The organism is Streptomyces scabichelini (assembly GCF_011045015.1).
GTDB classification, from domain to species: Bacteria; Actinomycetota; Actinomycetes; order Streptomycetales; family Streptomycetaceae; genus Streptomyces; species Streptomyces scabichelini.
Map to the genome: position 1 here is coordinate 1 of NZ_JAAKZY010000168.1, position 22,760 is coordinate 22,760.

Genomic DNA, 22,760 nt, shown 5'->3' on the forward strand with positions numbered 1-22,760 from the left:
GCCCCCCTCGCCCCCGCACGACGACCTCCACAAGGCCATGCTCCGTGGCAGTCCCGCCGACCTCACCACGCCTGAAACGGACACAACCAGCTGACCCCCGGCCGGTCCGCCATGCCGGGGCACAGCGCGGCGGCAGCGTGCCCGGAAAGGGCGGCCAAGGCGGCACATCGCGCAGGATGCGGCGCGCGCAGATCCGCGGCAGACCGGCGGGGGACCCCGCCGGCGCGGCCGTCGCCCGTGCCACGGCAGCGACCGAGGCCCGTTCCTCGATCAGACGGCCGAAGTGGTCGATGACGCGCAGCGCACCGGCCGTCGCGTCGTCGGTGATCTCCAGCTGAATTACGTGGACGGAAGTCGTGTGGCCAGGCCGTCCAGGACTCGGTCCAGGCCGTAGGTGAAGTTGGTGTCGCGGGACTCGCGCGGGTCCTTGCCGCGGGCCTCGGCGTAGCCCTCGCGGAGGTGGGGGTAGGGCTGGGCGGCCGCTTCGGCGGCGGGCCAGAGGCGGTCGACCCAGTCCTGTTCGGTCTGGCCGCTGCGGGCGAGCTTCGTCAGCCAGGCCGCCTCGCTGGTGGACATGCCCGTGACGTACGCGAAGAGGGTGCCGATCGCCTGGTCCGCCTCGTCCAGGGGGAAGCCCGCGCGGGAGAAGAGAGCGAGCATGTTCTCCGAGAGGCGCATCATGTTCGGGCCCAGGTAGGACATGCCCATCTCTCCGAGGACCGAGGCGATCCAGGGGTGGCGCAGGATCGCGGCGCGCAGGCTGTGGGCGCAGCGGGCCGCCCCCTCGCGCCAGGCCGCCGGATCATCGGCCACCGCTACCTCGATCTCGCCGTAGATCTCGTCCACGACCAGTTCGATCAGCTCGTCCTTGTTGGCGACGTGCCGGTAGAGCGAGGTCGCGCCCGCGTCGAGGCGGGCGCCGAGCTTGCGCATGCTCAGCGCCTCGATGCCTTCCGCGTCGAGCAGTTGAACGGCTTCGCTCACGATCTGCTCCCTGCTCAGGGCAGGTTGGTCCCGTCGGGCCTGCGGTCGGGTCCACACCGACTGGATGGCCTGTTTCTCGGTGGGCATGGAGGGTCTCCCGCTCTGCGGCCGGCAACGGATGCGTACACCTTACGCATTCAGCGTACGCAATGGGGATTTGCGAACACTGTTCCGGGGTGGTGGGCGGGACGGGGCGCCTTCTGTCAGCGCAGTTTGCTGAAGAACTCGCGGACGTCACCGACGAGCAGTTCCGGGGCCTCCATCGCGAGGAAGTGGCCGCCGCGGTGGAGTTCGGTCCACCGTACGACGTTGTGGTCGCGTTCCGCCCAGCGGCGGATGGTCACGTCGCGGGCGGAGACCAGTACGGCGGTGGGCACCGAGCCGCGTCGTCCGGCCGCCCATTCGCCTTGGCCGTTGCTCTCCTCCGCGCCCTGGCCGTCGCTCCCTTCGACGTCCCGGTCGGCGCCGGAGTCGGGGCTCCAGTCGGAGTCGGAGCTCCGATCGTCGCCTCCGCCCTCACCCCAGGCGTTCGCGGAGATCTCCTCGAAGTAGACCTGCGCGGCCGAGGCGGCGGTGCCGGTCAGCCAGTACAGCGAGATGTTCGTCAGCATGCGGTCACGGTCGACGCTGTCCTCGGGCAGCCCGTCTTCCGGCTCGGTGAGCTCCTTGAACTTCTCCACGATCCAGGCCAGTTGGCCGACCGGTGAATCGGTGAGGGCGTACGCCACTGTCTGCGGCCGTTTGGAGTTGCACTGCAGGTAGCCGTCGTTGAAGTTCTGCATCGCCTGCCGGCGTCGCTGTTCGACCTCGCTCAGGCCGTCCATCTCACCTTCCGCACCGGCCGGGAACGTGAGCATCGCGTTGACGTGGATGCCGATCACCTGCTCCGGGGCCTGCCTGCCCATCTCGGGGGCCACCCATGCGCCGGTGTCATAGCCCTGGACGCCGTAGCGCGTGTAGCCGAGACGGGACATCAACTGGGTGAGGACCCCGGCCATCCTGGCCGCACTCATGCCCGGCCCGGCCAGCGGAGTGGAGAACGCGAACCTCGGCAGCGAGGGGATGACCAGGTGGAAGGCGCTGGCCGGGTCGCCGCCGTGCGCGCGGGGATCGGACAGGGGGCCGATGACGTCGAGGAAGTCCACCACGGAGTCCGGCCAGCCGTGCAGCAGGATCAGCGGCGTGGCATCGGGCTCGGGGGAACGCACGTGCAGGAAGTGGAGGTTCTGTCCGTCGATCGTGGTCGTGTACTGGGGGAGTGTATTGAGTGCCGTCTCGTGGGTCCGCCAGTCGTAGGCGGTACGCCAGTACTCGGCGAGGTCTTTGAGGTAGGCCAGCGGGACGCCGCGGCTCCAGCCGACGCCGGGTAGTTCGTCCGGCCAGCGGGCGGCCGCCAGACGGGCGTGGAGATCGTCGAGTTGGACCTGTGGGATGCGGATCCGGAAGGGGTGGATGGCGGATGTCGTGTTCGTCATGTCGACGACGCTAGGACCCGTTCCGGTCAGTTCCGTTCCTGATCCTCTGCCCATCTGGATCCTCTGCCCACCCGGATTCTCTGCCCACCTGGCGACCGTCGGCCCCTTCGCCGTCCGGGCGGCCGCCTCGACCGTCCGGGCCACCGCCGCCTCGGCCGTACGAACCCGCCCGCGCCGCCTTGCTCTCGAAGTCAAGCCCCTCTCCACCCGTCCGTACGGCGTACCCGCTTGCGCACACTGTGCGCAAACGAGTACGTTGTTCACCAGATCGCCACTCCCGCCCGCGGACCCCCGCCTCGGGCCCGCTCCCTCGAAAGGCTTGGAAATGAACCGTCATCCGCGCCGCTGGCTCATCCTCATCGTGTTGTGCCTCAGCACCCTGGTGCTGGTCATCGACAACATGGTTCTCACCGTGGCGATCCCGACGATCGCGGAGGACCTGGATGCGAGCGCCCAGGACCTTCAGTGGATCCTCGACTCGTACATGCTGGTCTTCGCCGGCTTACTGCTGACCGCGGGCAGCCTGTCCGACAGATTCGGGCGGCGGAAGGTCATGATCATCGGGCTCGCGCTCTTCGGAGCCGCCTCGGTGGTGGCCATGGAGGCCGCCACACCCGGGCAACTGATTCTGGGCCGCGTCCTGATGGGCGTCGGCGGTGCGCTGGTCATGCCCAGTACGCTCTCGATCCTCATCACGGTCTTCGACGACGACGAGCGCCCGAAGGCGATCGCCGCCTGGAGCGCGGTCGCCATGACCGGTCTGGTCGGCGGCCCGGTGCTCGGCGGTGCCCTGCTCGCCAAGTTCTGGTGGGGCGTCGTGTTCCTGATCAACATCCCGATCGCCGCCCTCGCCATCATCGCCGCGCTCGTCCTGATGCCGGAGTCGAAGGGCCCCTGGCGCAAGGCCGATCCGCTCGGCATGGTCCTGTCGATGGTCGGCATGACCGCCCTCATCTGGACGATCGTCGAGTTTCCGAAGGGCGGACTCGACCACCGGGGTACGCAGATCTCGCTCGCGGTGACCGTGCTGAGCATGGTCACGTTCGCCGTGTGGGAGAAGCGTTCCGCGTCCCCGATGGTTCCGGTGCAGCTCTTCAAGAACCGGGTGTTCACCGGCGCCAGCTTCTCGCTGGTCCTGCTGACGCTCGCCAATGGCGGTCTGATGCTGGTCCTGACCCAGTACCTGCAGTTCGTCCTCGGCTACAGCGCCACCGAGGCCGGCCTGGCCTTCACACCGCTGGCTGTCGCCACCCTCGTCTTCAACAGCGTCGGCGCCGCCCTCCTCGCGAAGACCGGCAACCGTGCCATGGCGGTGCTCGGGCTCCTGGTCATCGCCTCCGGGTTCGGGCTGCTGTCCACCCTCACGACGGACAGCGGCTGGGGTGTCCTGGCCGGTGCCATGTGCCTGATGGGCGCGGGCAGCGGGCTGGCGATGCCCGCGGCGATGTCGGCCATGATGGGTGCGATCCCCGACGAGCACGCCGGTGTCGGCTCCGCGCTCAACGACACCATCCAGCAGGCCGGTGCCGCGCTCGGCGTCGCCATCCTGGGTGCCGTCCTCTCCAGCACCTTCACCAGCCACATGCCGGCCGACGCCCCCGAGGCGGCCCGCCACTCCATCGGCGACGCGCTCGCCGTGGCGGGCGGCAGCAAGGACGCGGCTCTGCTGGAGTCCGCGCACGATGCCTTCACCAGCGCGATGTCCGCCAGCTTCCTGGTGGGGGCGGCGGGAGTGGTCGGGGCGGCTGTGCTGGCCCTGTTCCTGATGCGCGACCGCAAGGACGCGACCGTGACTGCGTCAGCGGAGTCGAGGCCGGAGTCGGAGTCGGAGTCGGATGAGGCCGCCTCCACGACCGCGCTCCGCGCCGAGGCGGGTGTGTGACGCGCGAGTTCGAGTCGTGGTCGGCCGAGCGCAGGGTTCGCCGCGCCCTCCAAGGGCGCGGCGAACCGTGCGCTCAGTGCTGCGCGCAGGGCCAGGTCATGACACCGGTACGCGCGTGAACCGCCCCGCCACCCGCAAGTCCGCCTCGATCCCGCTCGCCGTCGCCCGCAGCTCCGGCAGCACCTCGTCCACGCACTGCTCCGGAGTGCGTCGCGAGCTGTGCATGGCGACGTTCACGGCCGCCACGACCGTGCCCGTGCGGTCGCGGACCGGGACCGCGATGGAGCGCAGGCCCTCTTCCAACTCCTCGTCGGCCAGGGCGTATCCGTCCTCCCGTACGCGGTCCAGGACGGCCGTCAGCGCTGAAGGATCCGTGAGCGTGCGTGAGGTCAGGGCGGGTACGGCGGGCGTGGGGCGTTCCGCGGGGGCGAGGTCCGCGAGCATGACGCGGCCCAGGGAGGTCGCGTACGCGGGGAGGCGGGTGCCGACCGTGATGTTGACGCTCATGATGCGGCTGGTGGCGACGCGGGCCGTGTATTGGATCTCGTCGCCCGTCAGGACCGCCAGGGACGCCGAGTCATGGAGCCGGCCCGCCAGTTCTGCCAGGTGCGGGGCCGCGATCTGCGGCAGCGTCGTGCGCGACAGCGGCGGGAAGCCGAGGCCCAGGACACGGGGCGTCAGCTCGAAGGTCCGGCCGTGCGAGGTGACGTATCCCAGGTGCTCCAGGGTGATCAGCGCCCGGCGGGCCGTCGCGCGCGCGAGCCCCGTGGCCCGCGCGACCTCGGTGAGCGTCAGCTCTGCCCGGCCCTCGCCGAACGACGTCAGTACGGTCAGCCCGCGCGCCAGCGACTCGACGAACTCCCGGCCCAGCTCCTGCTTCGACGCCCCCGTCCAGACGGCGAGCCCGGAGGGCTCGAAGAGAGGATCGGCGGGCGCCTCACGCCGGTCCTCACGCAAGTCCCGTTCCATGGCCCGCACGGTCTCCCGCAGCCGGGGCAGCAACGTGTCCCGGAGCGAGTCCGCGGTGTGCCGGCTGGTGTGACTCACCACGCTCACCACGCACACGATCCGCCCACCGCCCTGCTCCCCACGGCCCTGATCCCGTACGGGCACGGAAACCGCCACCAGCCCCGGCTCGATCAACTGGTCGTCGAGAGCCCAGCCCCGCTCGCCCGCCTCCCGCGTCCGCTCCTCGAACTCCTCGAACTCCTCGTCGGCAGCGCGGTGTTCACCTTGATGACCATTCGGATGTTCACCCGGGTGTTCACGTGGCGGCACCGCCGGGAACCCGCGGTCCTCGGGATCGGCGGCCCGTCGCTCGCGCCACCTTGCCCAGTCCTCGTCCGTCCATTCCGTGGCGAACAGCGGCCCCGGCGCGGTGCGTTCGGCCGGCAGCAGGTCACCGATCCGGAAGCTGAGCGACATCGCGCGCCGCCGGGTCGCCTGGTGGATGAAGCGGATCCCGTCCCGGTCGGCGACCGCCAGCGACACCGACTCGTCCAGCTCGTCCGCGAGCGCGTCCGCCCGCGCGTCCAGCAGCCGGGGGAGCCGGAGAGCGGCCAGATACGCGTTGCCCAGTTCCATCAGCCGGGGAGCGAGTACGGCGTCCCGCCCGTCGAGCCGTACGTACCCCATGCGCTCCAGCGTCGCCGCGATCCGGTCCACGGTGGACCGGGCGAGCCCCGTGGACCGCTCGAGTCCGCTGAGGCTCGATGTGCCGTCCGCCTCGGTGAGCCGGCGCAGCACGGTGATCCCGCGCATCAGCGGGGCGACCGCTTCCGCGGGCACAACGGCTTCGGGCGCCGGCGTGAGGTGTGTCGATGGCATGGGCTCTCCGTGACGGTGTCCGGAACACCGTAACCACCCCCGAACCACCCGCCGCCAGGCCGCAGCACCTCAGCGGCGCGTGACGTGCACCCGCTGGTTCCCGCCGTCGTCCGTCCCGCCGACCCGGATCCGTATCCCCGTCTTGGGATCCTTGAACTGCCGGCCGGGCCCGAACGTCGCGTCCGACAGCTCGGCGTGCACGTTCGGGCTGCGGGTGCAGCCGCCGCTGTCCTTGGTGGAGTCGACCACGTGGACCGGGCCCTGGCCGGTGTCGACGTCCGCGTCGACCTTGTAGACGAGCACGCCCGACTTGCAGACCTCCTCGTCGTTGCCTCCGGGGGTGCGCAGCTCGACGGCGTACCCCGTCTTCGTGTCGATCGGCACGAAGACCAGCTTGCCGCCGCCGGGTTCGGGCAGCGGTGTCAGGACGTGCTCGGTCGTGCCGGGCGCGGCCACGCAGGCGACCTGGTCGTCGTCGAGCCAGCCGAGCTTCCATTTGTGCCAGCCCAGCAGGTCGTTTCCGGCCCCCCAGTCCTCGCTCATGATGTCCCAGTGCCCGACCGCGCCGCCGCCGTCCTGGGTGTAGAGGTCGGGCAGGCCGAAGACGTGGCCGTTCTCGTGGGGGAGTACGCGATAGCCGGTCTCGGCGTACGAGCCGGAGCCGTCGTCCTGGCGGCTGTAGATGAAGGACGCGTTGGCGACGGGCACGCCGTCGGCGACCGGCGCCTCCGCGTTGCCCGAGAACGTCACCGACAGGACGGTGTCCAGTGCGGAGGGGCCCGCGTTCGGGGTGACCAGCACGTTCACGAGGTCGTACGCCTTGAAGTCCACCTCCGGGTCGGCCGTGGCCACGAGGTCCTGGACCAGCTCCCGGTAGGCCGGATCGAAGGGGGCGCCGCGTTCTATCCCGTACTCCTTGAAGGGCTTGGGCATGCGCAGCCAGTGGCTGACGGGGGCCTTGGGGCGGTAGTCGAGGCGGCCGTACGAACTGGTGCGGAACCAGCGGGTGGTCTGCGGGAAGAACTCCCTGAAGCGGTCGAGCGCGCGGCCCTGGCCGGGTGCGTCGGAGAAGTCGACCATGAGGTTCAGAGCCCGGACGGTGCCGGTGGAGCGCGCGTAGCCGGGCGGGGTGGGTATGCCCTCCGACAGCTGTACGCCCACCGCGCCGCTGATCATGCAGGGGCCCAGCGCCGCCGGGCGCGCCGTCGCGATCGGTCCCGCGGCCGTCGTCGAACCGGCCGGCAGGCGACCGCTCCCGGCCGACGTGCTGACCGCCAGGGTCAGGAGGGTCACCGAGGCGAGGGCGGCGGCACGGCGGCGCGGACGTATCCGACGGCTGGTCGGCGGCATGCAGGGGGCCTTTCGCTCCAGGCAGCCGGCCGTTTCTGGCTGCACCCTGTTCGATCACCCTGTGCCGCCGGATGCGCGGGCGCGCGCTGGAGGAGACCGATCGTGGGAAGCCGCCCAAATAGGCGTAATGGGCGATGTGATGGGGGTCACAGGAAGAAAGAGGAAGGGTGGGAAATAACCGGGGATCGTTTCCCCGTTTAGCCCTGTGACCGCGCGAAGCGGGGAGCAAGTCCCCGGTTCGCACTACAGCAATCTGAGGAGTACGCCGTGGCCACCGTCACCCCCGTGCAGCACAAGGCGCCCCGGCCGCGTGCCGACGCCCTGCGCAACCGGGAGCGGATCGTCACCGCCGCCCGGGAGATGTTCGTCGAGTTCGGGCCCGACGTGCCGCTCGACGACATCGCCCGCCGGGCAGGCGTCGGCAATGCCACGGTGTACCGCAACTTCCCGGACCGCGACGCCCTGGTACGGGAGGTCGTCTGTTCGGTGACGGACCGTGTCTCCGAGCGGGCCGAACGGGAGCTCGCCGAGACCGGTGACGCCTTCGAGGCCCTGTCGCGCTTCGTGCACGCCTCCGCCGACGAGCGGATCAGCGCGCTCTGCCCGATGATCTCCACCACCTTCGACCGGCACCACCCGGATCTGGTCGCCGCGCGCGAGCGGATGGAGCGGCTGGTCGAGAAGCTCATGGAGCGTGCCCAGAAGGCCGGGCAGCTCCGCCTCGACGTGGGCGTCGGAGACCTGATGGTCACCGTGGCCCAGCTCAGCCGGCCCCCGGCCGGCTCAGGCTGTCCGAGCCTCGACCGCTTCGTACACCGTCATCTGCAGTTGTTCATCGACGGTCTGCGGGCACCGGCCCGCTCTGAACTGCCCGGCTCGGCCGTGACCGTGGAGGACCTGCGACGAGCCTGACGAACAGTCCTGACCGAACTGTCCTGACCGAAGAGTCCTGACCGATTAGTTCCGCGCACGGTGCCAGTCACTACTCGCAACTGGCACTTGGCGAACGAAAAACGGAACGCGTAACCCGCAACTCGCACCTCGCACAAAAGACTTCCGGCCGTCACCGGCGACGAGCCGTCCCCATATCTCACATCTCTTTTTCGCTACGAAGTCCCGGAGTGGGTACCTCCATGTCTGAAACACCTCAGGCCACCGCCGCCAAGGCGCCGGCCTCCGATCGCAACCGCTGGAAAGCGCTGACCTTCATCGCGCTCGCCCAGCTCATGGTCGTGCTCGACGCGACCATCGTGAACATCGCCCTGCCCTCCGCCCAGCAGGACCTGGGGATATCGGACGGCAACCGGCAGTGGGTCATCACGGCCTACGCCCTCGCCTTCGGCGGTCTGCTGCTCTTCGGCGGCCGCATCGCCGACCTGTGGGGCCGCAAGCGCACCTTCGTCGCCGGTCTGGTCGGCTTCGCCGCCGCGTCCGCCCTCGGCGGCGCGGCCACGAACGAGGCGATGATGCTCGGCGCCCGCGCCCTCCAGGGTGCCTTCGGCGCGCTGCTCGCGCCCGCCGCGCTCTCGCTGCTCGCCGTGATGTTCACGGAGCCCAAGGAGCGCGCCAAGGCGTTCGGCATCTACGGTGCGATCGCCGGTGGCGGCGGCGCCGTGGGCTTCATCCTCGGCGGCCTGCTCACCGAGTACCTCGACTGGCGCTGGACGTTCTTCGTGAACATCCCGTTCGCGGTCGTCGCGGCCGCGGGCGCGTACTTCGTCATCCGTGAGCCGGCCGGCGGCCGCAACCGTTCGCCGCTCGACATCCCGGGCGTCGTCCTGTCCATCCTCGGTCTGGTCACGCTGGTCTACGCCTTCACCCGCGCCGAGTCCGACGGCTGGGGCGACTCCACGACGGTCGGCCTGTTCGTCGCGTCGGTCGTGCTGCTCGCCGCGTTCGTCCTCGTCGAGTCCAAGGTCAAGGCCCCGCTGCTGCCGCTGCGCGTCATCACCGAGCGCAACCGCGGAGGCGTCTACCTCTCCCTCGGCCTCGCGATCATCGCGATGTTCGGCCTGTTCCTCTTCCTGACCTACTACCTGCAGCTCGTGCTGGGCTACTCGCCGGTCAAGACCGGCCTCGCCTTCCTGCCGATGATCGGCGGCATGATGGTGGGCTCCACGCAGATCGGCACCCGCCTGATGACCCGGGTCCCGCCGCGTCTGCTGATGGCTCCGGGCTTCCTGGTCGCCGCGGTCGGCATGCTCTTCCTCACCCAGCTGGAGCTCGGCACCTCGTACGCCGGCGTCATCCTGCCGGGAATGGTGCTGCTCGGCCTCGGCATGGGTACGGCGTTCATGCCCGCCATGTCCCTGTCCACGCACGGTGTCGAGCCGCGTGACTCCGGTGTCGCCTCCGCGATGGTCAACACCTCGCAGCAGGTGGGCGGCGCGATCGGTACGGCCCTGCTGAACACGATCGCCGCCTCGGCGACGACCGCGTACATCAAGGACCACATCGGCGGTGCCGGTTCCCAGGCCGAGCAGCAGCTGGTCCAGCTGGAGGGCCAGGTGCACGGGTACACCAACGCCATCTGGTTCGCCGTCGGCATCCTGGTCCTCGCCGCGGTGATCGCCGCGACCTTCATCAACACCGGCAAGCCGGGCTCCACCACGGTGACCGGCTCCGACGAAGGCGCCGAGGACGAGCTGCCGGTCCCGGTGATCGCACACTGACGGGACGGCACGGGGTCACCCACTGACCCTCGTATGTACGCAGGGGTGGGGACGCCTTCGTACATACGAATCCGGGATCTGCCCCGGCTCCGAGAGCGGTGGAGCCGGGGCAGATCCATGTCCATGACCGCAGCTCCACCTGCATGACCGAGGCCGGGCCGGGGCCGGGCGGCGGGTCTGGATTCTCAGCGGAGCCAGGGCAGGTCCGCGCCGGCTTCCTTCGGCTGGAGTCCCTCGGCGATGATCTGCATGGCTTCGCCGAGGGCCTTCTGCTGGTCGGAGGAGAGCCGGTCGAAGATGGCCTGGCGGACGGCGCTCACGTGCCCGGGGGCGGCCCGGTCCAGTACGCCGTAGCCCTGGTCCGTCAGTACCGCGAACTGACCGCGCTTGTCCGAGGGGCAGTCCTCGCGCGCCACCCAGCCGTTCTTCTCCAGCCGGGCGACGGCATGCGAAAGGCGGGACCGTGTGATCTTCATCTTCATCGCGAGCTCGGTCATCCGCAGTCGCCTGTGCGGTGCCTCGCTGAGGCAGGCGAGCAGGACGTAATAGATGTGCGGCATTCCCGCGTCGCGCTGCAGCTGACGGTCGAGATGGTCCTCAAGGAGGGTGGTGGCGTGCACATACGCACGCCAGACGCGCTGTTCCTCATCACTGAGCCAGCGCGGCTCTTCAACGGGTGCCCTGTCCATGCACCTACTCTACGGTATGCCTTCTTGAAATTTAAACCAAACAGAGGTACGGTCCCTTCAGATAGGTTTAGGTTTCAAGTATGTCCCCGGGAAGGGAGCCGCCGCCATGTCCGCCGCCACCGAGGAGCGTGCCGTCCCCGGGCGCATGCCCGCGCTCTACCTTTCGCACGGCGCCCCGCCGCTGGCCGACGACCCCGTCTGGCCCGGCGAACTCGCCGCCTGGTCGGCCGACCTGCCGCGCCCCAAGGCGATCCTCATGGTCTCCGCCCACTGGGAGGAGGCCCCGCTGGCCCTCGGCGCGGTCGAGACCGTCCCCCTCGTCTACGACTTCTGGGGCTTCCCCGAGCACTACTACCGGGTCCGGTACGAGGCTCCCGGCGCCCCCGAACTCGCCGAGTCCGTACGCAAGTTGCTGCGCGCCCCCGGCATCCCGGTCCAGGACATCCCCGACCGGGGCCTGGACCACGGGGCGTACGTCCCGCTCGTCGAGATGTTCCCGGCCGCCGACATCCCCGTACTGCAGATCTCGATGCCCACGCTCGACCCGGTCCGTCTGATGGAGATCGGCCGCAAGCTGGCCCCGCTGCGCGACGAGGGCGTCCTGATCGTCGGCTCCGGCTTCTTCACGCACAACCTCGCGGCGCTGCGGCACACGGGCGGCGGCGTGCCCTCCTGGTCGAGCGAGTTCGACGACTGGGGACACCGGGCCCTGGAGGCCGGTGACGTCGACGGACTGCTCGACTTCGAGCGCAAGTCCCCGGCGGGCCGCCTGGCCCACCCGCGCACGGAGCACTTCGCCCCGCTCTTCGTGACCATGGGCGCGGCCGACGCGGCCGGCGAGCTGGACGCCCAGAAGTCCGTCATCGACGGCTTCTGGCTGGGAATGGCGAAGCGGTCGGTGCAGTTCGGTTAGGGGCTCTGCCCCGTCCTTCGAACGAGGCTGTGCCCGGTCCGGTCCTTCGCACGGCCTTCTTCCGGACCTTGGGAGGACCTTCCACCGGTCCTCAGGAGGGTCTCCTCCGGGGCCTTTGCCTGCTTGGGCACGGGAGTTGCTCCTATCCTCGACAGGTGACGGATCGGGGCGGGGCGGACAACAGCGTCAACGAGAGCACCAACCACGGGGTGATCGTTCAGGTCGGGGTGGTGAACGGCCCTGTCGTCGTGGCCCCCGCCGCGGCCTCGTCGCCGGAGACGGTCTCCCCCGATCCCTGGGTGCGCGAGGTCGCGGATTCCCCGCTCTGGGAGCGAGTGCCCGAAGGCCGGGACAAGGCCCCCTTCCTGAGCGCGGCGCACACCGTCGCGAGCCGCCTCGTCGCGCTGCACGACGAGGATGAGCGGGAGCTGGCCGGGGATCCCTGGTGGGACAGGAGCTTCGCCACGCGATTCCACGGCGAGATCAGCCAGCTGGTGTGCGGAGAGGCGGACGCGGACTGGGATTTCCATCCCGCGGAGGTTCTCCTCCTGACCCTTGCCCCGTACCTGTCGCAGACGCTGTGGGTGCGCCTCGCCACCGGGCGGGCCCATGTGGACCCCGCCCATCTTGAGCTCGGGAGGGCGGGAGAGGAACGCGCCGCCTTCGAGAAGTTCTTCGACCGGGGGTACGAACGCCTTGTAAGGCGCGCCACGTTGAGGCTGGCCGAGCGGCAGGGCGCCGAGTCGGACATCGGGTGGTGGCTGTTCCATCAGTGGCTCGATCATGGTCTGCGCGGCACCGAGGATCACTGGCGCGAGTACACGGCCCTCGTCGCCCACCTGCCGCTGAACGACCCCCTGTCGCAGGGGCTGTTCCATCGGCGCCGGGCGGGGCAGCTGCTCTACGGACTGAGGCTGCCCCTGGAAGAGATGGGCCGGCCAGAACGCCTCGGGCGTCTCGACGCGACGGACTCCGTGGGCGGAGGCGGTCGGATGCCGCAGAAGGTCCGCGTGCGACGGCTCGCCCTGCTGCTGGGGCTCGCCAGGGCCAGAGCCCTCGACCTTCCCGCACTCCCGGATGACCTGGTGGAGAACCTGGGCATCCCCGAGCGGGTGGACCTGGCCGAGTTGCGGGAGACCGTGGCGGGAGCCACCTGGAACAGCGACAACGGACCCATGGTGCTCCAGGCCGCCGACTGCCATCACGAGGCGGTGGTCGAGTCGCTGCGCCGGCATGCCGAGCACGTCGACGCATTCCTGTACGACATCCATCGCGCGGCCCGGACCGGCGAAGGGCTGGAGCCGCTGGGCGCGCTGCCTCAGCGTGCGTCCGCGGAGGGGGTGAAGGCTGCCGAACGGAACGACGGGCAGCCCAAGTTCGGGGGTTACGGCAAGTTCCGGGTCGATCCGCGGCGGGTGCAGAACCTGCTGATGGGGGACCAGCTCTACCGGAGCCCGGGACTCGCGGTACGTGAGCTGTACCAGAACGCGCTCGACGCCTGCCGCTACCGCAAGGCGCGTACGGACTATCTGGCGAGCGAACCGGGTGCCTCCCCCGACGACTGGGTGGGCCGGATCCGGTTCACCCAGGGTGAGGTGGACGGCCGACCGTACCTGGAGTGTGAGGACAACGGCATCGGGATGGGGGAGTCCGAGCTCACCCGCGTCTTCGCCGAGGCCGGCACCCGCTTCACCGATCTGACGGACGTCCGCAACGAGCGGAGCGCCTGGGAGCAGCGGGGCATTCACCTGTACCCCGTCAGCCGCTTCGGTATCGGCGTACTGAGCTACTTCATGATCGCCGACGAGATCGAGGTCACCACACGCAGGCTGGGGGAGGACGGTGTGATGACCGAGCCGTGCCTCAAGGTCGTGATCTACGGGCCCAACCATCTGTTCCGCATCCGGAAGGGACCTGCCCGCAGGGAGGCGGGCACCACTGTGCGGCTGTATCTGCGGGATGGGGCGCCCTCTTGCGTCAAGGAGCTGACCCGGCTGCTCGGAGTCGCGGAGTTCGAGACCTCTGCCGTGCACGGGGCCCTGTCGGCCAAGTGGGAGGCCGGGAGGTACCGGCTGCGGCAAGGGCGGCGATTGGACGACTCGGACCGCCTCGACACCCACGGCCGGCATGTGCCGGGCCCGGTGGCCGAGGACAGCGGCGTCCCGCAGGTGGTCTGGTGTCAGCACGGCGGCGGTGTGCTGGTCGACGGGATTCTGACCCGGCCCATGAAGCGGCGCGGCGTACTCACGGCTGTCGAGCGCCGGCGATCCAGCCTCGGCCTGTCCGACGACGTGCTGTCCGACGACTCACTGCGTGGCGCGCTGGTGAATCTGACGGGGAAGGACGTACCCAAGCTCTCCGTCGACCGACTCCAGATCCTCGACGATGTGTCGGACGACGTGGAGCGGTTGCTGCGTGCGGCAGCGGCCGAGCTGGCCACCTCCACGTCCGGGCCGGTCAGCTTCAGGTGGATCGCTCGCCTGGCCGACGACAGCCCCAAGGTCGCCGACATCGTCACCAAGGCGGTCATGGAAGCCGACCGGGAACTGAAGTTGACGGACGGCCGGACGTTCAGACCGGCCGAGGTGGGCTGCCTGCCGGCGGACGAACCCCTCATCGACTGGATGAGTGGCGGCAACGGCGGCCCCTCGGTCCGGGACATGCCGGATCACGTACTGCTGTGGCGACTCCTCGCCCATGGGGCGGCGGAAAAGCTCGTCGAACTCGTTCCTGAACTACGGGACGCGGGTCCTCTCCTCCCGGCTCTGCCGTCGGACGTCCTTGTGCTCGCCTCCGACGAGGGGTGGGTCGGAGCCGACAGCTGGACGAAGCCCGGTCACATCCTGTGGACCGCCGGACGGATCGGCGCGACTACACGGGAGGTCGCCCTGCGTGCCGAGCAACTCCGTGCGAGTGTGCTCCACGTAGGCCGCTACACGGACACAGCCCCGGATCTGCTCGACCTCGCTCTGCTCAGCGTGCACCTGAACGGGGAACCGTACTGGTGCTCCACCGACGACCCGGTGCCGCTGGAGCACTTCCTCGACGCGTATGTGAGGCACGGCGTGGGCATCAAGGAAGCCGCCGCACGGATGGAGTCCTACGGCTTCGACGTGTCCCTGGCCGAGGAACTTCCGGACTGCCCGGAGAAGACCGACCTTCGTCTGCTGAGCCCGGACGGGGAAGGCGAGGGTTCCTGGTGGAGCCCCGAGTCCGAGGTGCCGCCGGGGCATCTGCTCTGGATGGCCGAGCGGACCGGTCTCCCGCTCGCCGAGGTGTGCCGGAGGCTGCGTGCGTACGGCCTGCCGGCCACCGATCCGCCCGAACAGCCAGGGCGCCATGACCTGCGGCTCCTCAGCCGGCGCCGCGACGGTGGGCCCGACTGGTTCGCTCCGGGCGTGACCGTGTCGTACGGACACCTTCTCGGGGCCGCGAAGACCTGTGGTCTGGCCGTCGCCGAGGTGGTGTCGGTGCTCCGCTCCTACGGGATGCGTCCGCAGGAGACGCCGCCCCTCATGCTCTCCGCGACGGATCGCAGACTGCTTGACCTCGCCGCGGACCCGGATGCGGACGACGCATGGAGCCCTCCCGAATTCGTGTATTACAGCGACATGTGGGAGTCGGCCGAGGAATTGGGGATGTCTCTGAAGTCCGTGGCAGAGCGGCTGCGCGTTCTCGGCGTATCCTGCGCGCTCGACTTTCCCGAGGAGTTGACGGAGCTCGACGAGAGGCTCCTCGACGCCGAACTCGGCCTTTGGGTGGCACGCAGAAGCGACGAAACGGACGTCTCTATGTGGGATCTGCTGCTTACCGCGCGTCGTCTCAGAAGAAGCCCGAGCGAGATCGCCGCGCGCCTGGAGTCGTACGGACTCCACGTTCCCCGCCACGGCTCGCCGCATCAGAACGATCTCCGTGACGACCTGGTGCTGCTCAGCAAGGAACAGGACAGCGCCTCACCATGGTTCGAGGCCGGAGAGACAGTCCTGCTCAGCCACCTCTGTGCGGCCTCGAAGAAGCTCGGCATCACGATCCCCGAAGCCGCCGAGCGCCTGCGCCGGCTCGGCATCGACGTCCCGGACGTCACCGACACCATCCGTGCGGCCATGGCCCGCCTGCCCTGCCGCCCTGAAGTTCCTTCGCCCTAGAGTTCCTTCTCGTACCAGGCCACGTCCCAGTACCGCCCGAACTTCCGGCCGACCTCGCGATACGTACCGACGTACCGGAACCCGAACCGCTCGTGGAGCCGTACGGAGGCCTTGTTCGGCTGGGCGATTCCCGCGTACGCCCGATGCAGGTCCTCCGAGGCCAGCGCCTCGAAGAGGGAGTCGTACAGAAGCGTGCCGATGCCGCGTCCGCCCGCGTCGGGGGCGAGATAGACGGTGACCTCGACGGACGTGGTGTACGCGGGCTTCGCTCGGTAAGAGCTGGATGTGGCGTAACCCAGAATCCGCTGAGATTCCACGTCCTCGGCAACTTTCAGGCGGTGCGGACCGTCTTCAGGGTGGGAGAGCAACCAAGGGCGGCGCTCTTCCGGAGTGAAGACCGCGGTATCGAATGTGATGGCCGTCTCGCGTACGTAGTGGTTGTAGAGGTCGGTGAGAGCTGTGAGGTCGCTCTCGACTCCCGGCCTGACCAGCACCTCTGTACGTTCCGACGGCATCTCGCCTCCCTTTGTGGCGGCACAGGGTACTGCAAGATCAGAAAAATTGAGGGGCGGGTTGGGAATTCTGTCCGGATTCCAGTCGTTGTTTCCATCGGAAGCAGGGCACCCGGAAGGGTGGCCGAACCCCCATTGACGACCCGCAAGCCCACCACGCAAAGGGAGCACGCATGGCAACCCGTGCCGTCGCCCGTCGTAAGTCCGCCAGCGGCGACGTGGCAACAGGTGTTCGCGCCGTAGGCGAGATCGCCGACCGCGACCTGGTCGGCATGTACCTCGACGAGATCGCGCGTACACCGCTGCTCGACGCCGCCAAGGAGGTCGAGCTGTCCCAGATCATCGAGGCGGGTGTGTTCGCCCAGCAGATTCTCGACGGCGAGGTCACCGACACCAAGGCGGATGCCTCCCGTGAGGAGCTGGAGGCGCTGGTGGCCGACAGCGAGCGGGCCAAGGACATCTTCATCCGGTCCAACCTGCGCCTGGTCGTCGCGGTCGCGCGGCGCTATCCGCGCAGCGGCCTCCCCCTGCTCGACCTGATCCAGGAGGGGAACGCGGGCTTGGTGCGCGCGGTCGAGAAGTTCGACTACCGCAAGGGCTTCAAGTTCTCGACGTACGCGACCTGGTGGATCCGTCAGGCCATCACGCGCTCGATAGCCGACCAGTCGCGGACCATCCGGCTCCCCGTCCACCTGGTGGAGGAGCTGGGCCGGATCCGCCGCGTCCAGCGCGAGTTCAACCGCGAGCACGGGCGGGAGCCGGAGCCCGCGGAGATCGCCGCGGAGCTGGGCTCGAACCCGGCGCGCGTCATCGACGTGCTGGACTGGGCCCGCGACCCGGTCTCGCTGAACATGTCGGTGGACGACGAGGGCGACACACAGTTCGGCGACCTGCTCGAGGACACCTCGGCGGTCTCGCCCGAGCAGTCCGTGCTCACGCTGCTGCGCAGCGAGGAGCTGGACGACCTCATCGGGCGGCTCGACCAGCGCACGGCCTCGATCATCAAGATGCGGTACGGCATCGAGGACGGCCGCGAGCGCACGCTCACCGAGGTCGGCAAGGAACACGGCCTCACCCGCGAGCGCATCCGGCAGATCGAGAAGCACGCGCTGATGGAGCTGAAGAAGCTGGCCCGGGACACCGGCTTCGACGCAGCGGCGTGACGCGCTCGAACAAGGTCGCACATAAGGCCGTTTACGGTCGATTCAACCGACTGAGCCCTGGGCACAAGACTCCAGGGCTCCCAGATCCAAGTCCCGACGCTCCCCCCCCGGCGCCGGGACTTTCCCCGAGCCGAGCCCCGGCGCCTCTCCCCCTGGCGTCGGGGCCCGGCTCACTTCTATGCGGCAGGGCCACCCCGGACCTGAACCCCGGGGTGACCCTGCGGACACATTGTGTCACGGGGGCAGGGTCTACGGTCCACATAGGCTGAGCGGACTTACTGACGCCCGGTGCAGTACCGCGCCCCGTCAGGGGCGCGGGGCTGTGTGGATTTGCGGCTCCGCCGCGTGGGCGCGACCAGCCACGACGAACCCGCAGCTTCGAACCCCACTTTCAGCGGAGCGCTGCCGCCCGCGTCAGGCGACCCCCCAAGTCCCGTACACACCGCACCAGTTCCTCCGGTTCATGAACCGTGAACTCGCAGTCGACCATGGCGAGCCGCAACGCCAGCCACTCCACCGAGTCCCCGGCGGAGGCACGGAGCCGGCAGCTGTGGTCGTCGAGGGGTTCGGGCGCACCGAGCCACCCGGGCAGCCGGGCCGCGATGAATTCCGCGGGAGCCGCGAAGGTCACCTCGAACTCGTACGTCTCCTGCCGCCCGTACATCGACTGCCGCAGATACTCGGCCGCGCTCCCCGTCGGCAGCTCGCGCGGAGCGAAGCGGGCGCCGGTCGCGAAGGGCTCGGCGACCCGGTCGACGCGGAACGTACGCCAGTCCTCGCGGTCGAGGTCGTAGGCGACGAGATACCAGCGGCGGCCGGTCGACACGAGACGGTAGGGCTCGGTGAGACGCTTCGAGGGCGTGCCGTCCCCCGAGCGGTACGCGAACCGCAGCCGCTCCCGCCCCGCGACCGTCGAGGCCATCACGGTCAGCGTCTCGGGCGCGATGCTCGCCCCGTCGCCGCTGGTCAGGGGAGTGGTGGCGGCCTGGAGGGTGGAGACCCGGTGGCGCAGCCGGCCCGGAAGGACCTGTTCCAGCTTGGCGAGCGCCCGTACGGAGGCCTCGTCCACGCCCTCGACGGCGTGCCCGGCGCCCGCCCGCAGGCCGACCGCGATGGCCACCGCCTCCTCGTCGTCGAGCACGAGCGGCGGCATCGCCTTCCCGGCGACCAGCCGGTACCCGCCGTCCGCCCCCATCGTCGCCTGCACGGGATAGCCCAGCTCCCGCAGCCGGTCGACATCCCGCCGCACGGTCCGCCGCGAGACGCTCAGCCGCTCGGCGAGCTCCCCACCGGGCCACTCGCGCGGCGTCTGGAGGAGGGAGAGGAGTTGGAGGAGCCGGGCCGGGGTGTCGGTGCTCATGGGGTCTCCCTCTCGTCGAACTCTCGGATCGCCTGGCGCCCTTTAGGGGCGCGGGGAACTGCGCGACCAGCCACGACGCACCCGCACTTTCCGAACGTGCCGCCGTCTTTCTGGCTTCTCTGAGGATGCCCCACGACTAGGACATGGTCTGACCTATATCCCCCCTACCTTCCTCACATGACCTCTTCCAGCAGCACTCTCCCGTCCCCCCGGCCGGAGGCCGACCGGCGACGCTGGTTCGCCCTCGCCATCGTGATGACCGCGGCCTTCATGGACCTGGTCGACGTGACGATCGTCAATATCGCGATCCCGTCGATCCAGCGGGACGCGGGCGCGTCCTTCAGCCAGATCCAGTGGATAACGGCCGGATACGCGCTCGCCTTCGCCGCCGGCCTGATCACCGGCGGGCGGCTCGGCGACATCCATGGCCGCAAGCGCGTCTTCCTCGTGGGCATCGGCGGATTCACGCTCGCGTCGGCACTCTGCGGCTTCGCCGTGAACCCCGACATGCTCGTTGCCTCCCGCATCCTCCAGGGCGGTATGGCCGCGCTGATGGTGCCGCAGGTCCTGTCGATCGTGCACGCCACCTTCCCGGCGCACGAGCGTGGCAAGGTGTTCGGCCTGTTCGGCGCGGTCGTCGGGCTCGGGGCGGTGTCCGGTCCACTGCTGGGTGCGCTGCTCACCCAGTGGAACCTGTTCGGTCTCGAGTGGCGGCCGATCTTCCTCATCAACCTGCCGGTGGGCATCGCGGGCCTGATCCTGGGCCACCGGTACATCACCGAGTCCAAGGCGCCGCACGCCCTGAAGCTCGACCTCGTCGGCGTCGCGCTCGTCACCCTCGGCCTGCTGATGCTGCTCTACCCGCTCATCCGCGGCAGTGAGCTGGACTGGCCGATGTGGGGGTACGTCTCGATGGGCGGCGCGCTCTTGGTGTCCGCGGCGCTGGTGGCGTACGAGAAGCGGAAGACCCTGCGGGACGGTTCGCCGCTGGTCGAGCTCTCCCTCTTCAAGGTGAAGAGCTTCGCGGCGGGCATCGCGGTGCAGACGGTCTTCGGCGTCGGGCTCGGCATCTTCTTCCTGGTCTGGACGCTGTACATGCAGACCGGCCTCGGCTGGAGCCCGCTGCGGGCCGGCCTGACGGGCATCCCCTTCTCCCTGGCGGTCTCCACGGCGGCCGGCCTGTCGGTGCAGAAGCTGGTGCCGCGGTTCGGGCGCAAGGTGCTCCAGGCGGGCGCGCTGGTGATGGCGGCCGGCATACTGATCTACATCTGGGAGTCCGAGCGGTACGGCATGTCCATCGCGCCGTGGCAGATGGCGCTGCCCCTGGTGGTCATGGGCGTGGGCATGGGTCTGATCGTCGCCCCGCTGACGGACGCGATCCTCTCCGAGGTGCCCCGCGAACACTCGGGCTCGGCGTCCGGCCTCATCAACACCGTCATGCAGATGGGCAACGCCCTGGGGCTCGGCCTGGTGTCGGTGGTCTTCTTCGGCACGATGTCCGACCGGCTGACCCGTGCCGAGGTGGGCCCGGCCTTCGTCGACGCCTTCCAGAACGCGCTGATCTGGGTAGCTGTGGTGATGACGGCCATCTTCCTGCTGATGTTCGCCCTGCCGAAGCGGCCGGCTCAGCATGTGGAGGGCGGCGAGGGCGGCGACGGCAGTGAGACGACGCCTGCCGTCGCCGCGGCCACGGAGCCCGAACTCGTGGGCTGACGCCCCCAGTTCATCAGGCCCGGCCCTTCTTGGGCCGGGCCTGATGTCTGTCCTGATGCCTGTCCGACCCGTGCGACCCGCCCGATGCCCGTTCATGCCCACTTTTGCGTCCGGACCCGTTTACTTTCCGGAAATGCGGGCGTAGTCTCCAGAGAAACCACAGGTTCGGGCATGGAACGGAGGCGAACGGACATGTACGCACCGGAGCGGCAGCAGGAGATCCTCCGGCTCGCGCGTGACGGTGGCCGCGTGGACGTGGTGTCGCTGGCCGAGGAGTTCCAGGTCACGGCGGAAACGATCCGGCGCGACCTCAAAGCGCTGGATCGCGCGGGCCTCCTACGCCGAGTGCACGGCGGTGCCATCCCGGCCGGCCGGCTCGACTTCGAGCCCGACCTCGCCGAGCGGGAGTCCACCGCGGCCGACGAGAAGGACCGCATCGCGAGGGCCGCCCTCGCCGAGCTGCCCAGCAACGGCACCATGATTCTCGACGCGGGCACGACGACCGCCCGGCTCGCCGGGACCCTTCCGCTGGAGACGACGCTCACCGTCGTGACGCACAGCCTCCCCATCGCGGCCCGTCTCGCCGATCACCCGGGCATCCAGCTCCACCTCATCGGCGGCCGCGTACGGCACCGTACGCGCGCGGCCGTCGACGCCTGGGCGCTGCGGGCCTACGGCGAGATCCGTGCCGACGTGGTGTTCGTCGCCACGAACGGCTTCTCCCTCAAGTACGGCCTGACCACGCCCGACCTCGCCGAGGCCGCCGTGAAGCGCGCGGCCCTCGCCGCCGCGCGCCGCGTCGTGCTGCTCGCCGACTCGGCCAAGCACGGCCAGGAGCACTTCGCGCGCTTCGGCGGCCTCGGCGATGTGGACCTGCTGATCACCGACAGCGGGCTGAGCCCCGAAGACGCCACCGCCATCAAGCGCGAGGGCACGGAGGTAGTGCGTACATGATCCTCACCGTCACCCCGAACCCTTCGCTCGACCGGACCTACGAGGTCCCGTCGCTCGATCGCGGTGAGGTCATCCGGGCCACCGGCGAACGCATGGACCCGGGCGGCAAAGGCGTCAACGTCTCGCGGGCGGTCGCCGCGGCCGGCCGGCGCACCGTCGCCGTCCTGCCGCTCGGCGGCGCCCCCGGCGCCCTCGTCGCCGACCTGCTCGACGCGCAGGGCATCGAGGTCGCGCCGGTCCCGGTCGCCGGGGCGACGCGCTCCAACATCTCGCTCGCGGAGTCCGACGGGGTACTGACGAAGATCAACGCACCTGGACCCGAACTCACCTCCACCGAGGAGGAGTTGCTCCTGGAGACCGTACGGGTGCAGTCCCGCGAGGCCTCCTGGATCGCCTGCTGCGGCAGCCTGCCGCGCGGCCTCGCGCCGTCCTGGTACGCCGAGCTGGTCGCCCGAGCGCACGCCGCGGGCGCCCGGATCGCGCTGGACACCTCAGGACCGGCGCTGCTCACGGCCCTGCGCGAACGCCCCGACGTCGTCAAACCGAACGCCGAGGAACTGGCGGAAGCGGTCGGCCGCCCCCTCGCCACCATCGGAGACGCGGTCAAGGCGGCCGAGGATCTCCGCGAACAGGGCGCCGGAGCGGTACTGGCCAGCCTCGGCGCGGACGGGCAACTGCTCGTCGAGGAGTCGGGCGTGTGGTTCGGCAGCGCCCGGGTCGACGCCGTCCGCAGCAACGTGGGCGCGGGCGACTCCTCCCTCGCCGGCTTCCTGATCGCCGGCGGCAGCGGCCCCGACGCCCTCGCCTCCGCCGTCGCGCACGGCGCCGCGGCCGTTCAGCTCCCCGGCAGCGTGATGCCGGGCCCGGCCGACCTGGACCCCACCGCCGTGACCGTCACGTCGGTGATCCCCGTGGATCGCGTACTGACGGAGCCGGTGTCATGAACCTCCGTATTTCCCACATCCCCGGTATCCGTACCGCTGGTACCGCCTGTTCCGCCCGTACGACCTGTTCCGCCCGTACGACCTGTACGGCCCCTGAACCGGCCCTGAAGCGGCGGGGCTTCCCCCTCCCCGCCGCAGCCGCCGGGAGGCGGGGTTTCCCCGGCCCCGCCTCCACCT

The 22,760-nt window shown here is 69.9% G+C and carries 17 protein-coding genes; 10 read left to right on the top strand and 7 right to left on the bottom strand.

Going from position 1 to position 22,760, the window contains the following annotated elements:
• Nucleotides 1-339: 339 nt before the first annotated feature.
• The gene (locus G5C60_RS37000) at nt 340-1,071 is read right to left on the bottom strand and encodes a TetR/AcrR family transcriptional regulator (protein WP_165266109.1); all 732 of its coding nucleotides are present in this window, start codon (nt 1,069-1,071) and stop codon (nt 340-342) included.
• 116 nt (nt 1,072-1,187) lie between these two features.
• A complete protein-coding gene (locus G5C60_RS37005; RefSeq protein ID WP_165266111.1) occupies nt 1,188-2,459 on the bottom strand; it encodes an epoxide hydrolase family protein in 1,272 nt (423 codons plus the stop codon).
• A 325-nt stretch (nt 2,460-2,784) separates the two neighbouring features.
• On the opposite strand from G5C60_RS37005, the gene G5C60_RS37010 reads away from it, so the two are divergent.
• Complete coding sequence (locus G5C60_RS37010) at nt 2,785-4,341, top strand: MFS transporter (RefSeq protein WP_165266113.1); 1,557 nt, start codon at nt 2,785-2,787, stop codon at nt 4,339-4,341.
• A 96-nt stretch (nt 4,342-4,437) separates the two neighbouring features.
• Here the strand turns inward: G5C60_RS37010 and G5C60_RS37015 are convergent, their stop codons facing one another.
• Nucleotides 4,438-6,168 (bottom strand): IclR family transcriptional regulator domain-containing protein, encoded by a 1,731-nt coding sequence (locus G5C60_RS37015; RefSeq protein WP_165266115.1) that lies wholly within the window; start codon nt 6,166-6,168, stop codon nt 4,438-4,440.
• 69 nt (nt 6,169-6,237) lie between these two features.
• Entirely contained in the window at nt 6,238-7,518 is a 1,281-nt protein-coding gene (locus G5C60_RS37020) for a M6 family metalloprotease domain-containing protein (RefSeq protein WP_165266117.1), read from the bottom strand.
• A 267-nt stretch (nt 7,519-7,785) separates the two neighbouring features.
• Between G5C60_RS37020 and G5C60_RS37025 the strand changes: the two genes are divergently transcribed.
• Nucleotides 7,786-8,430, top strand: coding sequence for a TetR family transcriptional regulator (locus G5C60_RS37025; RefSeq protein WP_165266119.1), 645 nt, complete (start codon nt 7,786-7,788; stop codon nt 8,428-8,430).
• 221 nt (nt 8,431-8,651) lie between these two features.
• Nucleotides 8,652-10,190 (top strand): MFS transporter, encoded by a 1,539-nt coding sequence (locus G5C60_RS37030; protein WP_165266121.1) that lies wholly within the window; start codon nt 8,652-8,654, stop codon nt 10,188-10,190.
• A gap of 185 nt (nt 10,191-10,375) precedes the next feature.
• On the opposite strand, the gene G5C60_RS37035 is transcribed toward G5C60_RS37030, so the two are convergent.
• Complete coding sequence (locus G5C60_RS37035) at nt 10,376-10,879, bottom strand: MarR family winged helix-turn-helix transcriptional regulator (RefSeq protein ID WP_165266123.1); 504 nt, start codon at nt 10,877-10,879, stop codon at nt 10,376-10,378.
• Nucleotides 10,880-10,985: 106 nt separating this feature from the next.
• On the opposite strand from G5C60_RS37035, the gene G5C60_RS37040 reads away from it, so the two are divergent.
• A complete protein-coding gene (locus G5C60_RS37040; RefSeq protein WP_165266126.1) occupies nt 10,986-11,792 on the top strand; it encodes a dioxygenase family protein in 807 nt (268 codons plus the stop codon).
• A gap of 155 nt (nt 11,793-11,947) precedes the next feature.
• Nucleotides 11,948-15,937 (top strand): wHTH domain-containing protein, encoded by a 3,990-nt coding sequence (locus tag G5C60_RS37045; protein WP_165266128.1) that lies wholly within the window; start codon nt 11,948-11,950, stop codon nt 15,935-15,937.
• Here G5C60_RS37045 and G5C60_RS37050 read toward each other — a convergent pair.
• The gene (locus G5C60_RS37050; protein ID WP_165266130.1) at nt 15,934-16,452 is read right to left on the bottom strand and encodes a GNAT family N-acetyltransferase; all 519 of its coding nucleotides are present in this window, start codon (nt 16,450-16,452) and stop codon (nt 15,934-15,936) included. The genes G5C60_RS37045 and G5C60_RS37050 overlap by 4 nt on opposite strands.
• A 170-nt stretch (nt 16,453-16,622) precedes the next feature.
• On the opposite strand from G5C60_RS37050, the gene G5C60_RS37055 reads away from it, so the two are divergent.
• Complete coding sequence (locus G5C60_RS37055) at nt 16,623-17,612, top strand: sigma-70 family RNA polymerase sigma factor (protein ID WP_165266132.1); 990 nt, start codon at nt 16,623-16,625, stop codon at nt 17,610-17,612.
• 391 nt (nt 17,613-18,003) lie between these two features.
• Here the strand turns inward: G5C60_RS37055 and G5C60_RS37060 are convergent, their stop codons facing one another.
• A complete protein-coding gene (locus G5C60_RS37060) occupies nt 18,004-18,972 on the bottom strand; it encodes a helix-turn-helix transcriptional regulator (protein ID WP_165266134.1) in 969 nt (322 codons plus the stop codon).
• 177 nt (nt 18,973-19,149) lie between these two features.
• Here G5C60_RS37060 and G5C60_RS37065 point away from each other — a divergent pair, with 177 nt between their 5' ends.
• The 4 genes from G5C60_RS37065 to G5C60_RS51290 form a co-directional block, all read left to right on the top strand.
• The gene (locus G5C60_RS37065; RefSeq protein ID WP_165266136.1) at nt 19,150-20,685 is read left to right on the top strand and encodes an MFS transporter; all 1,536 of its coding nucleotides are present in this window, start codon (nt 19,150-19,152) and stop codon (nt 20,683-20,685) included.
• A 192-nt stretch (nt 20,686-20,877) separates the two neighbouring features.
• On the top strand, nt 20,878-21,639 hold the full coding sequence (locus G5C60_RS37070) for a DeoR/GlpR family DNA-binding transcription regulator (RefSeq protein ID WP_165266138.1): 762 nt from the start codon (nt 20,878-20,880) through the stop codon (nt 21,637-21,639).
• The gene (gene pfkB, locus G5C60_RS37075) at nt 21,636-22,583 is read left to right on the top strand and encodes a 1-phosphofructokinase (RefSeq protein ID WP_165266140.1); all 948 of its coding nucleotides are present in this window, start codon (nt 21,636-21,638) and stop codon (nt 22,581-22,583) included. The genes G5C60_RS37070 and pfkB overlap by 4 nt, the downstream gene beginning before the upstream one ends.
• A partial coding sequence (locus G5C60_RS51290) for a hypothetical protein (RefSeq protein ID WP_206440442.1) occupies nt 22,580-22,760 on the top strand: 181 nt, incomplete at its 3' end. The genes pfkB and G5C60_RS51290, both read left to right, overlap by 4 nt.

Coding starts and splice junctions, on each gene's coding strand:
- G5C60_RS37005 (WP_165266111.1), bottom strand. CDS start 2,459: ATGACGAACACGACATCCGCCATCCACCCCTTCCGGATCCGCATCCCA.
- G5C60_RS37040 (WP_165266126.1), top strand. CDS start 10,986: ATGTCCGCCGCCACCGAGGAGCGTGCCGTCCCCGGGCGCATGCCCGCG.
- G5C60_RS37035 (WP_165266123.1), bottom strand. CDS start 10,879: ATGGACAGGGCACCCGTTGAAGAGCCGCGCTGGCTCAGTGATGAGGAA.
- G5C60_RS37010 (WP_165266113.1), top strand. CDS start 2,785: ATGAACCGTCATCCGCGCCGCTGGCTCATCCTCATCGTGTTGTGCCTC.
- G5C60_RS37020 (WP_165266117.1), bottom strand. CDS start 7,518: ATGCCGCCGACCAGCCGTCGGATACGTCCGCGCCGCCGTGCCGCCGCC.
- G5C60_RS37055 (WP_165266132.1), top strand. CDS start 16,623: ATGGCAACCCGTGCCGTCGCCCGTCGTAAGTCCGCCAGCGGCGACGTG.
- G5C60_RS37070 (WP_165266138.1), top strand. CDS start 20,878: ATGTACGCACCGGAGCGGCAGCAGGAGATCCTCCGGCTCGCGCGTGAC.
- G5C60_RS37065 (WP_165266136.1), top strand. CDS start 19,150: ATGACCTCTTCCAGCAGCACTCTCCCGTCCCCCCGGCCGGAGGCCGAC.
- pfkB (WP_165266140.1), top strand. CDS start 21,636: ATGATCCTCACCGTCACCCCGAACCCTTCGCTCGACCGGACCTACGAG.
- G5C60_RS37015 (WP_165266115.1), bottom strand. CDS start 6,168: ATGCCATCGACACACCTCACGCCGGCGCCCGAAGCCGTTGTGCCCGCG.
- G5C60_RS37060 (WP_165266134.1), bottom strand. CDS start 18,972: ATGAGCACCGACACCCCGGCCCGGCTCCTCCAACTCCTCTCCCTCCTC.
- G5C60_RS37000 (WP_165266109.1), bottom strand. CDS start 1,071: ATGCCCACCGAGAAACAGGCCATCCAGTCGGTGTGGACCCGACCGCAG.
- G5C60_RS37050 (WP_165266130.1), bottom strand. CDS start 16,452: ATGCCGTCGGAACGTACAGAGGTGCTGGTCAGGCCGGGAGTCGAGAGC.
- G5C60_RS37030 (WP_165266121.1), top strand. CDS start 8,652: ATGTCTGAAACACCTCAGGCCACCGCCGCCAAGGCGCCGGCCTCCGAT.